Below are 12,920 nucleotides of genomic sequence, written 5' to 3' on the forward strand. Positions count from 1 at the left end.
CGGCCTCACGCCGTGTGCGGCCAACGGCCTCACGCCGTGCGTAGCCACCGGTAGCCACCGGGCTCACGCCGCGCGCAGCCACCGGCCTCACCCCATGTGTGGCCACTGGCCTCAACCCGTATGCAGCATCAGGCCGATCCCCAGCACCATCAGTGCCGCCGCGGCGATCCGTGGGGCACCGAAGCGTTCCTTGAAGAAGAGGGTGCCGATGGCGGCGCCGACGATGATCGAGGACTCGCGCAGGGCGGCGATGGGGGCCAGGGGCGCGCGCGTCTGGGCCCACAGGACCACGCCGTAGGCGATGACGGAGATGGCGCCGCCGGTCAGGCCGCGGACCGCGAACGGGCGGAGCTCGGTGAGGAGCCGGCCGCGGCGGACCGCCAGCGTGTAGCCGGGGATGACCAGGCCCTGGAGGACCAGCAGCCAGGCGACGTAGCCGAGGGACGTGCCGGAGGCGCGGACGCCGACGCCGTCGACGGTGGTGTAGGCGGCGATGGACAGGCCGGTGGCCAGCGCCGCGACGATGGCCGGCCAGTGCGGCGGGGCGCCGGAACCCCGGATGCCCCACAGGGCCACGCCGACCAGGCCCGCGGAGGCGAGGGCCACCCCGGCCAGGGCCCAGCGGCCGGGGAACTCGTGGACGAAGACGGCCGCGAGCACGGTGACGACGAGGGGGGCGGTGCCGCGGGCGATGGGGTACATCTGGCCGAAGTCGCCCAGCCGGAACGACTGCATGAGCAGCACCTGGTAGACGACGTGCAGGACGACGGAGGCCAGGAGGCAGGGCCAGGCTCCGGAGGCGGGCAGCGGCGCGACGGCGGCCAGGGCGGCGCCGCACACCGCACCGCCGCCGCCGACCAGTGTGAAGGCCAGCAGCTGGTCGCGTATGCCGTGGGCGATGGCGTTCCAACTGGCGTGGGTGACGGCGGCCATCAGGACGGCCGCGACGACGAGCGGGGTCACGACGCGCGCTCGGCGGGCACGGAAACGGTCATGGCCCGCACGCTAGCGAAAGCTGTACGGGCCATGCGATGGGGATACCGGCGGGAATCCCAGGGGCGGTTCAGCCCGCGGTGAGGATGGCGCGGACCACCGGGCCCGCGTTGCTGCCGCCATGGCCGCTGGCCGGCACGACGGCGGCCGCCGCGACGTCGTCGCGGTAGGCGGTGAACCAGGCGTTGGGCTTCTCCTGGCCGTCGACCTCGGCGGATCCGGTCTTGGCGCCGATGTCCCCGCCGACACCGGACATCGCCTCGGCGGCCGTACCGGAGGTCGCGGTCAGCTTCATCAGCGACTTCAGGCCGTCGAGGGTGGACGGCTTCATCGTGCGGGGGGCCTTGGCGAACGCCCGGTTGTCCAGCGACTGGGCGACGATGTACGGCTGGTGGAAGGAGCCGGCCCGGACCGTCGCGGCGAACGTGGCGACGTTGAGCGGGTTCATCCGCACCCCGCCCTGGCCGATCAGCGAGGCCGCCATCTGCGCGTCGCTCTGCACCGGCACCGAGCCGTCGAAGGTGGGGATGCCGGTGTTCCAGTTCAGCCCGATACCGAAGACGTCCCGGGCCTCCTTCGTCAGATCGTCGTTGCCGAGCTTCGACGCCTGCGAGATGAAGGCGTTGTTGCAGGACGCGGCGAAGCTCTGCGCGAAGGTGCCGTCCTTGATCTCGGTCTTGTTGAGGTTCTGGAACTTCCAGCCGCCGACGGTCACGAACTTGGGGCAGGGGTGCTTCTTGCCGGGGTCGGTCAGGCCCTTGTCCATCAGCAGCGCCGCAGTGACGATCTTCATCGTGGAGCCGGGGGCCAGCGAGCCCTGGGTGGCCAGGTTGAAGCCCTTGGCCGGGGAGTTGGCGAGCGCGAGGATCTCACCGGTGCTGGGCTTGACGGCGGCCGCGGCGGCGGACTTCTTGCCCTCGACGGCCTTCTCGGCGGCGGCCTGGAGCTTGGCGTCCAGGGTGGTCTTCAGGGTGCCGGGGGTGCCCTTGGAGAGCACCTTGAGGGTTTTGTCGGGCTGCTGCTCGTCGGGCTTGGCGGCCTTGGCGCGGTGGATGAACAGCTCGATGCCGGGCTTGCCGCCGGTCTTGTCGCCGTACTTGGCGCGCAGGCTGTCCAGGATCCCGGCCAGCGTCGGGTGTGCCTCGGGGGTCAGCTCGGTGCCGTTGCGGTCCACGGCCTTGATCGGCGGGGCCTCGGCCTCCCCGGTCCGCAGCTCGTCACCCTTGGCCAGGCCCGGGTGCAGCACGGTCGGCCGCCAGGCGATCTGCGGCTTTCCGGTGGTCTTGTCGCGCTGCACGGTCGCCGAGGTGCGGTACGAGTAGGGCGCCTTGGTGCCGTTGTGGTCGATCTGCGCAGTGACGGTGTACGGGACCGTGCTGCCGGACGGGGTGCCCGGTGTCACCGTCACCTTCGAGAACTTCGCCTGTTTGGCGAAGCTCTCCAGGGCGGCCTGGGCGGCCGCCGGGTTGTCCGTCAGCCCGGCCGCCGTGGCGGCGTCCCCGGACTGCCAGGCCTTCAGGAACTCGTGACCCGCCGTCTGCACCTCCTTGGCGGACGGCGGACCGGTCGGCACCGTGGGCGCGTTCTCACCCGTCTTGGCGTCCGCCGCCGTGACCTGCGTACGCGGCGTGTCCTCCGAACCGCCGAACAGCGCGAGGCCGCCCGCGACTCCCGCTACCAGGGCCGCCGATCCGCCGATCAGCCCGTACTTCACCTCTCGGCGCATGCCACCGATCCCCTCCCAGGAGCCTCGTTCGTGAATACGCACACAAGAACGTGCTTCGCACTCTAAGGGACACGGGGGAGGTATCGAATCTCGATCAGGGCACGGTCCTGTGACGCGCTGTTGTAACGCTGTGACAGAACTGTCGCACGCGCCCCGTGATTCTCCGGCGGCACACTCACCTGACGCCCGGTCATCCCAACGTGCCCACGTTCACACCCGCGGCGGACTCGGCGAACTTGGCGGACTCGGCGGACTCCGCGGGTCGGCGGACTCCGCGGGCTCGGCGGGTCGGCGGACTCCGGCGACCGGCGGCAGCGCGGACCTCACTCGTCGGCGGCCTGTTTCAATCCGTTTTCAATCCGTTTCAGTCCTTCTTCTCCCCTGTGTCGAACGAGGTTTCGCTGCCCAGGCCACCCTGACAGTCCTCGAGGACGGGGATGGTGAGGACGCTGAACTGACTGCATTCGCTGGGCTGGGCGGCGGCCACGGGAGCGGCGGCGGTGAGCAGCGCGATGGCGCAGCCGGCAAGGGCGAGAGAGCGAAGGCGCATGGATGTGGACCTCTCCGATCGTGATCATTCTGACCCCCTGCGTCGGAAGATACGACCGGTTCGGCGCGGGCGCGCGACGAGCGCCGCCGGCTGGGTGAGGGCGCTCATGGCGGTGGGGGCGCCGCCGTGGGCCGCGCCCCCACCTGCCCTCGCGTGAGCCTGCCTCCGTGTGCACCTGCCCCCACTTGCCCCACCTGCGTCTTCCCGTCAGAAGCGCCCTGGACACCTAGACCCAGGTGTCCAGCCACATCCGGTGGTGCCACGCCGATTTCGGGATCGGGGTGCCGGTGTAGATCGGATAGAAGTAGATGAAGTTCCAGATGATGAGGAGGACGAGGACGCCCGCGCCCACCGCGCCGACCGTCCGGCGGCGCTCGCCCGGGGCGGGGCCCGCCTCCGCCGGAGCGGCCGCGCCGCGGGCCTGAGGCGATGGGCCGACGAGGGCGCCGATCATCATCGCCAGCGCCAGGCACAGGAACGGAACGAACACCACCGCGTAGAAGAGGAAGATGGTCCGTTCCTGGTAGTGGAACCACGGCAGGTAGCCGGCGGCGACGCCGCAGGCGATGGCACCGGCCCGCCAGTCCCGCTTGAAGAGCCAGCGGTACAGGACGTAGAGGAGGGCGAAGCAGGCCGCCCACCACAGCAGCGGGGTGCCCAGCGCCAGCACCTCCCGGGCGCAGCCCTCGGCCGCGGTGCAGCCGGCCTGGCCGGCCTTGGGGTCCTCGTAGAAGTACGAGACCGGGCGGCCCAGGACGAGCCAGCTCCAGGGGTTGGACTGGTAGGTGTGCGGGGTGGTCAGGCCGGTGTGGAAGGAGAAGACCTCGGTGTGGTAGTGCCACAGGCTGCGCAGCCAGTCCGGCAGCCAGGTCCAGCCCGCCCGTTGGCCGTCCGCCGTGGTCGCCCAGTCGCGGTAGTAGCCGCCCTTGGTGGCGAGCCAGCCGGACCAGGACGCGAGGTAGGCGGCGAGGGCGACGACGACCGTCGAGCCGAACGCCGGCAGCACATCGCGGCGTAGCACCGCCAGGAACGGGTGCCGGGCACCGGCCGTACGGCGCCCCGCGACGTCCCACAGCACCGACATCAGCGCGAACGCCGCCAGGAAGTACAGGCCGTTCCACTTGGTCGCGGCGGACACGCCCAGGCACAGCCCGGCCGCGATCCGCCAGGGCCGCCAGCCGAGCCGCAGCCGGTCCCCGACCTCCGCGTCCGGGCGCGCCGTCCCCTCCGGGCCGAGGGGCAGCGCCGCCGCCAGCCGGGCCCGGGTACGGTCCCGGTCCACCAGCAGGCAGCCGAACCCGGCCACCACCCAGAACATCACGATCAGATCGAGCAGGGCGGTACGGCTCATCACGAAGTGCAGCCCGTCCACCGCCAGCAGGGCGCCGGCCAGGCAGCCCAGTGCTGTGGAGCGCAGCAGCCGCCGTCCGATCCGGCAGACCAGCAGCACCGACAGCGTGCCGAGCAGGGCCACCATGAACCGCCAGCCGAAAGGATTCATTCCGAACGCCCACTCGCCGAGCGCGATCAGCCACTTGCCCATCGGCGGATGAACGACGTACGAGTGCTCGGGCGAGAGCAGGATCTGCGGCGGGTGGGCGATCAGCGCGTCATTGGCATTCTTGGCCCAGGTGCCCTCGTAGCCGTACTGGAGCAGCGACCAGGCGTCCTTGGGGTAGTACGTCTCGTCGAATATCACCTTGCGCGGGCTGCCCAGGTTCCAGAACCGCAGCATCCCCGCGCACAGCGCCACCAGCAGCGGACCGGCCCAGGCCGACCAGCGCGTCAGCCGGGCCGCGGCCTGCGGGCCCAGGCCGAACACCGCCCACAGGCGGCCTTCCGGCCCGGGGAAGGGGGGCACCAGCCGCGTCCGGACATCGGCCTGCGGGCGGGCCGGGTATCCGAAGCGGCGCAGCCGCCGCTGCCATCCGGCGGGCTGCCGGCCCGGCTCCGGGGCGCGGTGCGCGGCGGCGTCGGTCGCGGTGGTGTCACTTGTCACTCGGCCCATCGTAGGGAAGCGCCCTGTGGACCGGTCGGAGGGAAGGCCGCCGAACGGCAGGAAGCCGCGGGGAGCCGTGTGGAGCGGTGGCGTGGAGGGGGACGGGAGGACGGGGGCGCCGGCGGACCCGGGCGCGGACGGGAGGACGGGGATGCCGGCGGACCGGGGCGCGGGGGACGGGGATGCCTACGGACCGGGGCGCGGCTGGGAGGATGGACGGGTGACTGGAACGCTCGTACTTGCAGGAACGCCGATCGGTGACGTCGCGGACGCCCCGCCGCGGCTCGCCACCGAGCTGGCCGCCGCCGATGTGATCGCCGCCGAGGACACCCGGCGGCTGCGCCGGCTGACCCAGGCGCTCGACGTGACGCCGGCCGGCCGGATCGTCTCGTACTTCGAGGGCAACGAGGCGGCCAGGACGCCCGAGCTGGCCGATGCGCTGGCCGGCGGGGCGCGGGTGCTGCTGGTCACCGACGCGGGGATGCCGTCGGTCTCCGACCCCGGCTACCGCCTGGTCGCCGCGGCCGTCGAGCGCGGCATCAAGGTCACCGCGGTACCGGGTCCCAGCGCGGTGCTCACCGCGCTCGCCGTCTCCGGGCTGCCGGTGGACCGCTTCTGCTTCGAGGGGTTCCCGCCGCGCAAGGCCGGGGAGCGGCGCTCCCGGCTGCGCGAGGTCGCCGACGAGCGGCGCACTCTCGTCTACTTCGAGGCACCGCACCGGCTGGACGACACCCTCGCCGCGATGGCGGAGATCTTCGGCGCGGAGCGGCGGGCCGCGGTCTGCCGCGAGCTGACCAAGACGTACGAGGAGGTCAAGCGCGGCACCCTGGGCGAGCTGGTGCCCTGGGCGGCCGAGGGCGTACGGGGCGAGATCACCATCGTCGTCGAGGGCGCCCCCGAGAGCGGCCCGCAGGAGCTGGATGCCGGGGAACTGGTGCGCCGGGTGCGGATCCGTGAGGAAGCCGGGGAGCGGCGCAAGGAGGCCATCGCGGCGGTCGCCGCGGAGGCGGGGCTGCCCAAGCGGGAGGTCTTCGACGCCGTCGTGGCCGCGAAGAACGCCGCGAAGGACGCCGCGAAGGACGCCCCGAAGGATGCAGCGGCGGGCTAGGGCCTGCCCCTCTCGGACAGGCCCTGGGGGCCTGATTCCGTGAAAACCAAGAGGTAGGGGCGGATAACCGACGCTTCGGAAGGTAAAAGGCTGCCCTGAAAGGTAAAGCGCTGGGCGGTGGAGTCGGACGTTTTATATGGCTGCTGCCAAATCTGGGCCAATTGGATGCCTGAACCGCTGCGTTTCGGCCGGGAAGGGAGTCCACTGGGGGCGGGACGAACGGTCCCCGGACACCTTGTCCCGCGGACAAGAGGAGCGCAGATGACTGAGATCGCACAGACCACTGGCATCGAGCCCGCCGCCTATGAGGCGTACGCCTTCGCCTGCATGCGGTGCGGCCATGGCTGGGAGCAGGCGTACGAGATAGTCCACCACATCGACGGCAAGGGCGAGCCGCATGTCGTCTACTACGCGGACGGCGAGCGGGTGCCGTCTCCGCTGACCCGCCCCAGTTGCCGGAACTGCGGCGGTGATGTCGTACGCATCATGCGCTCCGGTCAGGTCTCGAAGGTCTCCCATGCGATCGAGAACATGCATCAACGCCGGCACGACGGTGCGAAGGCCCAGAAGGGCGGGCGGGCCGAGGACGCAGCCGGGGGCGGGGAGGCCACGGGCCGCGGCAAGCACCACTGGCACCTCTCCGACCTGCTGCACCCTTTCCAGCACCACCACAACAGCAACCGCAAGTGAGTGCCGACAGCAACCGCGAGTGAGTCCCGCCCCGGGGTCCTCAGCAGCAACCGCAAGCGAGCCCCGGCCCGGGGTCCTCAGCAGCAACCGCGAGTGACCCCTGATCCGGGGTCCTCGTAGGATCACGGCCATGGCACCGCAGGACGACAAGAACACCCCGCCGCCGCTGCCCGAACCGCTTCGGGTGCCGGTCGCCGACTCGCACACCCACCTCGACATGCAGGCCGGCACCGTCGACGAGGCGCTCGCCAAGGCCGCCTCGGTCGGGGTGACCACAGTCGTCCAGGTGGGCTGCGACCTGGCCGGCTCGCGGTGGGCGGCGGACACCGCGGCGGCGTACGAGAGCGTCCACGCCACCGTCGCCCTGCACCCGAACGAGGCGCCCCGGATCGTCCTGGGGGATCCGGACGGCTGGTCGCGGCAGGGTGCCCGGGCGGCCGGCGGGGACGCCGCGCTGGACGAGGCGCTCGACGGGATAGACCGGCTCGCGGCGCTGCCGCAGGTCCGCGGCGTCGGCGAGACCGGTCTGGACTACTTCCGTACCGGTCCGGACGGGATGGCCGCCCAGGAGCGGTCCTTCCGCGCCCATATCGAGATCGCCAAACGGCACGGCAAGGCCCTGGTCATCCACGACCGGGAGGCCCACGAGGACGTGCTGCGGATCCTCCGCGAGGAGGGCGCGCCCGACCGGACGGTCTTCCACTGCTACTCCGGCGACGCCGCGATGGCGGAGGTCTGCGCCGCGGCCGGTTACTTCATGTCCTTCGCCGGCAACGTCACCTTCAAGAACGCCCAGCCGCTGCGCGACGCGCTCGCCGTCGCCCCGCCCGAGCTGGTCCTCGTCGAGACCGACGCGCCGTTCCTCACCCCGGCGCCGTACCGCGGACGGGCCAACGCCCCGTACCTCGTTCCGGTCACCCTCCGGGCGATGGCGGAGGTCAAGGGGATGACGGAGGACGCACTGGCCACCGCCGTCGCGGCGAACACGGCGCGTGCCTTCGGGTACTGATCCGGTCCTGATAAGTCCACCCACGTACCCCAAAGTGACCACTTTCCGTATCTGAGCAACTTTGGAGAGTCACCTCCGCTCCGCTACATTCCGCCCGTCCACCGCATCCGTGGACCCGTCCACCGCATCCGTGGGTATGGGGAGCGCGCCGTGAGCCAGTCACCGAGCAGTCACCGTGCCGCACGCGGGCATCGCAGACGCCGCCCCGAACGCCCCGAGGGGCTGCGCCGACTGGTGCCCCGGGCGCTGGTCGTCGCGTTCCTCGCCGGCGGCACCACGGCGTTCATCGCGCACGACAAGGCGGTCCGGCTCAACGTCGACGGCAGACCGCGCACCCTGCACACCTTCGCCGACGACGTGCACGAGCTGCTGGGCGACGAGCAGCTCGACGTCGGTGACCACGACATCGTCGCGCCCGCCCCCGGCTCCGGCCTGACCAGCGGTGCGGAGATCGTCGTCCGCCACGGCCGCCCCGTCGCACTCACCGTCGACGGCCACCGCCGCACCGTGTGGACCACCGAGGACACCGTCGACGGCGCACTCCGCGAGCTCGGTGTCCGCGCCGAGGGCGCCTACCTCTCGACCTCCCGCGCCCGGCGGATCGCCCGGCACGGCATGGAGCTGGCGGTACGCACCGAACGCTCGGTGACCTTCCTCGCCGACGGCCGTACGTACGCGGTCCGCACCAACGCCGCCACCGTCCGCGAGGCCCTCGCCGAGGCCGGCCTGGCCCTGCGCAACCAGGACACCACCTCGGTGCCGCCGGAGAGCTTCCCGCGCGAGGGCCAGACCATCTCCGTGCTGCGCATCACCGGTTCGCGGAAGGTCCGCGACGAGGCCATCCCGTTCCGTACGGTCCGACGGGCCGACGCCCAACTCGCCCGCGGCACCGAGTCGGTCGTCCAGCAGGGGCGCCCCGGAGTGCGGCGGGTCACCTACCGGCTGCGCACCGTCAACGGCGTCAAGCAGAAACCGAAGCGGCTGCACATCGAGGTCGTGCGCCCCCCGCTCCCGCAGATCGTGCACATCGGGACCCAGGAGCTGCCCACCTCCGTCCAGGGCGTCGACCACCTCGCCTGGGATGCGCTGGCCCGGTGCGAGGCGGGCGGCCGGCCGGACGCCGTCGACGCCTCCGGCACCTACGGCGGCCTCTACCAGTTCGACGTCGGCACCTGGCAGGCCCTCGGCGGCCAGGGCCGCCCCCAGGACGCGCCCGCCGCGGAGCAGACCTACCGCGCCAAGAAGCTCTACGTGAGGCGGGGGGCGAGCCCCTGGCCGGTCTGCGGCCGTAAGCTTCACGGGTGAGCAACAGCGCCAGCCCCACCGACGAGCACGGCCCCCTCCTGGGCCCCGCCGACATCCGCGAGCTGGCCGCCAGGCTGGGCGTACGCCCCACCAAGCAGCGCGGCCAGAACTTCGTCATCGACGCCAACACCGTCCGCCGTATCGTGCGGACCGCCGGTGTCCGGCCCGACGACGTCGTCGTCGAGATCGGCCCCGGCCTCGGGTCGCTGACCCTGGCGCTGCTGGAGGCCGCCGACCGGGTCACCGCCGTCGAGATCGACGACGTCCTGGCCGCCGCGCTACCGGACACCGTCGCGGCCCGGATGCCCGACCGCGCCGACCGCTTCGCCCTCGTCCACAGCGACGCCCTGCACGTCACCGAGCTGCCCGGGCCCGCCCCCACCGCACTGGTCGCCAACCTCCCCTACAACGTCGCGGTCCCGGTGCTGCTGCACATGCTCGCGGAGTTCCCCACCATCGACCGGACCCTGGTCATGGTCCAGTCCGAGGTCGCCGACCGGCTCGCCGCTCGCCCCGGCAACAAGGTCTACGGCGTGCCCTCGGTCAAGGCCAACTGGTACGCCGAGGTCAAGCGGGCCGGCGCCATCGGCCGCAATGTCTTCTGGCCGGCCCCCAACGTCGACTCCGGCCTGGTCTCCCTCGTACGCCGCGACAAGCCGATCGCGACGACGGCGAGCCGCGAAGAGGTCTTCGCCGTCATCGACGCGGCCTTCGCCCAGCGCCGCAAGACCCTGCGCGCCGCCCTCTCCGGATGGGCCGGCTCGGCCGCCGCCGCGGAGGCCGCACTGGTCGCCGCGGGCATCTCCCCGCAGGCCCGCGGCGAGGCGCTGACCATCGAGGAGTTCGTCCGCATCGCCGAGAACAAGGGAGCCGGCCAGTGACCGCACCCGTCACCGTCCGGGTTCCGGCCAAGGTCAACGTCCAGCTGGCGGTCGGCGCCGCCCGCCCGGACGGCTTCCACGACCTGGCGAACGTCTTCCTCGCGGTCGGCCTCTACGACGAGGTCACCGCCACCCCGTCCGACACCCTGCGGATCACCGCCGAAGGCCACGACGTCGACCAGATCCCCCTGGACCGGACGAACCTCGCCGCCCGCGCCGCCGAACTCCTCGCCGCCCGGCACGGCATCGAGCCGAACGTCCACCTCCACATCGCCAAGGACATCCCGGTCGCCGGGGGCATGGCCGGCGGCAGCGCCGACGCCGCCGGCGCCCTGCTGGCCTGCGACGCCCTCTGGTCCACCGGCACCTCCCGCGACGAACTCATCACCCTCTGCGCCGAGTTGGGCAGCGACGTACCCTTCAGCCTGGTCGGCGGCGCCGCCCTGGGCCGCGGCCGCGGCGAACTGCTGACCCCGCTCCCCGTCGGCGGCACCTTCCACTGGGTCTTCGCCGTCGCCGACGGCGGCCTCTCCACCCCCGCCGTCTACCGCGAGTTCGACCGCCTCACGGCAGACACCCACATCCCCGCCCCCGAGGCGTCCCCCGCCCTCCTCACGGCACTGGAGTCCGGCGACCCCATCGCCCTCGCCGCCTCCCTCACCAACGACCTCCAGCCCGCCGCCCTCTCCCTGCGCCCCTCCCTGGCCGCCACCCTGGCCGCCGGCACCGCGGCCGGCGCCCTGACCGCCCTGGTCTCCGGCTCGGGCCCGACCACCGCGTTCCTGGTCAAGGACCCGGAGTCGGCCCGGCAGGTGGCGGAGGCCCTGGAGACGTCCGGTACCTGCCGGTCTGCCCGTGTGGCGGCCTCCCCGGCGCCCGGCGCGATGCTCCTCCAGCCCTGAAGCCTCCGGCTGTAGCGCCAGGGCCTGGCCCATCGGACAGGCCCTGGTCGGCTCACGTCGACAGGGCCAGGGCGAAGAAGCCGTCGGTCTTCAGGACCTGGTCCACGTGCACGGCCAGGTCCTGGGGCATGCGACGCCGGCGTAGAAGCAGGGAACGCTCTCCGAGCCGTCAATGTCCTTGCGCCGTACCACGATTCACCGCCGTAGGGTCGACTGATCCGCTTCCGCTGCTCCGCACCGCAATTCCCCGTGTCGCGGTCGGGAGCCCAAACCCTTAGAGCTCGTCGATGGCGGTCAGGTCGATGTCGATGGCGTAGGGCCTGTCGACCTTGATCCGGTCGCGGTGCATGCCCGCGTGCACGTACGCCCTGGTGACCGGGTCGAGTTCGTAGACGTGGATGACGGGCCTGTCGCCGGTTCCGTTCTGCTCGACGCGCCAGAAGTTCTCGATCCCAGCGGCGGCGTACTTCCACGGTTTGGTCGTGCGGTCGCGGGACTCTGATTCCGGGGAGACGACCTCAATGGCGAGGATCACGTCCTCGGCATGGTGGCGCGTCTGGTTCGGTCCAGTGACCGAGCCGGCCCGGACCACGCTCAGATCGGGTTCGGGACCATTGCGCTTGTCGAGGATGACGGTCATCTCCCGCCGCACGCGGAATTCGTCCGGGACTGCGGCGCGCAGACCATGCTCCAAGAGGTACGTCGCCAGCGTGTGGAAAGCCCGCTGCGGACGCACGAAGACCAGACTCCCGTCGATCAATTGGGTGTGCGGCGGGAGATCCGGCAGCGTGAACAGGTCGTCCACCGTCCAGCCGTCCACCGGCGGCCTCGGCCACTTCGGCGTCGGCTCGACGAGTGGCTCGGCAGCCGTGGGGATCGGCTCGGCAGCCATGGTTCCTCCCATGGACGGGATTCTGTCGACCTGCTAGTCCACGGTAGCGGCCGTATCCCGATCACGTCATCACAAAGAGTGACTGCTCCCGCGCGAGTCGCCCCCGGCAGCCGCCAGCACCCCCGCCACCAGCTGCCCCGCACGTACGGCATGCCCCGCAACGGTCGGTACGCAGCGGTTTGCCGTCGGGTCGTACTGGGTCATGATCACGCCCGCGTGGTCGGTGTCCGGTTCCTGGAGCGTCACCGTCCGTCCGGCGACTCGTAGGGTCTCGGCGAGGTCGCGAGTGTGCTGGGCGTCCAGGACTGTGTCCCGGCTGCCGTGGACGAGGTGGACCGGTACGGCAGGGGTCCGGCCTGCGGCGAGGTCGGACAGCGGGGCGGTGCCGGTGGTCCGCGCCGGGAGGTCGTAGCGGCCTGCCAGGCCCACCACCGCCCGGGGGCGCCAGCCGTCCGCGGTCTCGGGCCGCAGGGCGATCCCCAGCGCGGCTCCGGCCCCCGCCGACCAGCCGGCCAGCGCGATCGACTCCGTGTCGCCGCCCAGCCCACCCGCTTCCTTGCGGGCGAAGGCGAGGGACTCCAGCAGGTGTGCCCGGCCGCCGTCCGGGGCGTCCGAGCGCCAGTCCGGTACCAGGACCAGCAGGCCGCGTGTCGCCGCCGTGCGCGCCAGTGGTTCGAGGACGTCCCGCTCGTCCGGTCCGATGCCATGCCACAGCAGGACGGTCGGTGCCGGGTGCGGCGCCCCCACCGGACGGTAGAGGTCCAGCCGCTTGCCGCTCGGGCAGTAGATCAGCCCGTGTTCCGTCTCCACTGCGGTGCCCGTGTCCGATGTCATGGCGGGGACGCTATCCAACGGGATCCAACGG

At 72.1% G+C, this 12,920-nt stretch carries 12 protein-coding genes; 6 read left to right on the plus strand and 6 right to left on the minus strand.

Annotation, left to right across the window (positions count from 1 at the left end):
- Positions 1-111 precede the first annotated feature (111 nt).
- From ACFY12_RS17520 to ACFY12_RS17535, 4 genes are all read right to left on the minus strand, one after another.
- Positions 112-963, minus strand: a complete 852-nt coding sequence (locus tag ACFY12_RS17520) for an EamA family transporter (protein WP_390716652.1) — start codon at positions 961-963, stop codon at positions 112-114.
- A 100-nt stretch (positions 964-1,063) separates the two neighbouring features.
- Positions 1,064-2,719 (minus strand): penicillin-binding transpeptidase domain-containing protein, encoded by a 1,656-nt coding sequence (locus ACFY12_RS17525; RefSeq protein WP_390716653.1) that lies wholly within the window; start codon positions 2,717-2,719, stop codon positions 1,064-1,066.
- 364 nt (positions 2,720-3,083) lie between these two features.
- Positions 3,084-3,269 carry a hypothetical protein gene (locus tag ACFY12_RS17530; protein WP_390716654.1) on the minus strand — a complete coding sequence of 62 codons (186 nt, stop codon included), beginning with the start codon at positions 3,267-3,269 and terminating at the stop codon, positions 3,084-3,086.
- A 226-nt stretch (positions 3,270-3,495) separates the two neighbouring features.
- Positions 3,496-5,277, minus strand: coding sequence for a dolichyl-phosphate-mannose--protein mannosyltransferase (locus tag ACFY12_RS17535; protein WP_390716655.1), 1,782 nt, complete (start codon positions 5,275-5,277; stop codon positions 3,496-3,498).
- 211 nt (positions 5,278-5,488) lie between these two features.
- Here ACFY12_RS17535 and rsmI point away from each other — a divergent pair, with 211 nt between their 5' ends.
- The 6 genes from rsmI to ACFY12_RS17565 all read left to right on the plus strand — a co-directional run bounded on the left by rsmI (position 5,489) and on the right by ACFY12_RS17565 (position 11,163).
- On the plus strand, positions 5,489-6,376 hold the full coding sequence (gene rsmI / locus ACFY12_RS17540) for a 16S rRNA (cytidine(1402)-2'-O)-methyltransferase (RefSeq protein ID WP_390716656.1): 888 nt from the start codon (positions 5,489-5,491) through the stop codon (positions 6,374-6,376).
- Between the two features lie 261 nt (positions 6,377-6,637).
- On the plus strand, positions 6,638-7,066 hold the full coding sequence (locus ACFY12_RS17545; protein WP_390716657.1) for a hypothetical protein: 429 nt from the start codon (positions 6,638-6,640) through the stop codon (positions 7,064-7,066).
- Positions 7,067-7,196: 130 nt separating this feature from the next.
- Positions 7,197-8,075 carry a TatD family hydrolase gene (locus ACFY12_RS17550; protein ID WP_390716658.1) on the plus strand — a complete coding sequence of 293 codons (879 nt, stop codon included), beginning with the start codon at positions 7,197-7,199 and terminating at the stop codon, positions 8,073-8,075.
- Positions 8,076-8,225: 150 nt separating this feature from the next.
- Complete coding sequence (locus ACFY12_RS17555; RefSeq protein ID WP_390716659.1) at positions 8,226-9,380, plus strand: ubiquitin-like domain-containing protein; 1,155 nt, start codon at positions 8,226-8,228, stop codon at positions 9,378-9,380.
- The gene (rsmA, locus tag ACFY12_RS17560; RefSeq protein ID WP_390716660.1) at positions 9,377-10,261 is read left to right on the plus strand and encodes a 16S rRNA (adenine(1518)-N(6)/adenine(1519)-N(6))-dimethyltransferase RsmA; all 885 of its coding nucleotides are present in this window, start codon (positions 9,377-9,379) and stop codon (positions 10,259-10,261) included. Before ACFY12_RS17555 ends, rsmA begins: the two co-directional genes overlap by 4 nt.
- Positions 10,258-11,163, plus strand: a complete 906-nt coding sequence (locus ACFY12_RS17565) for a 4-(cytidine 5'-diphospho)-2-C-methyl-D-erythritol kinase (RefSeq protein ID WP_390716661.1) — start codon at positions 10,258-10,260, stop codon at positions 11,161-11,163. The genes rsmA and ACFY12_RS17565 overlap by 4 nt, the downstream gene beginning before the upstream one ends.
- A gap of 274 nt (positions 11,164-11,437) precedes the next feature.
- Here ACFY12_RS17565 and ACFY12_RS17570 read toward each other — a convergent pair whose 3' ends face one another.
- Both ACFY12_RS17570 and ACFY12_RS17575 read right to left on the minus strand, forming a co-directional pair.
- On the minus strand, positions 11,438-12,067 hold the full coding sequence (locus ACFY12_RS17570; RefSeq protein ID WP_390716662.1) for a Uma2 family endonuclease: 630 nt from the start codon (positions 12,065-12,067) through the stop codon (positions 11,438-11,440).
- A 57-nt stretch (positions 12,068-12,124) separates the two neighbouring features.
- Positions 12,125-12,889: an alpha/beta hydrolase gene (locus tag ACFY12_RS17575; protein ID WP_390716663.1), complete on the minus strand. Its 765-nt coding sequence runs from the start codon at positions 12,887-12,889 to the stop codon at positions 12,125-12,127.
- Positions 12,890-12,920 lie beyond the last annotated feature (31 nt).

This window comes from Streptomyces sp. NPDC001339 (genome assembly GCF_042895955.1).
GTDB lineage: Bacteria > Actinomycetota > Actinomycetes > Streptomycetales > Streptomycetaceae > Streptomyces.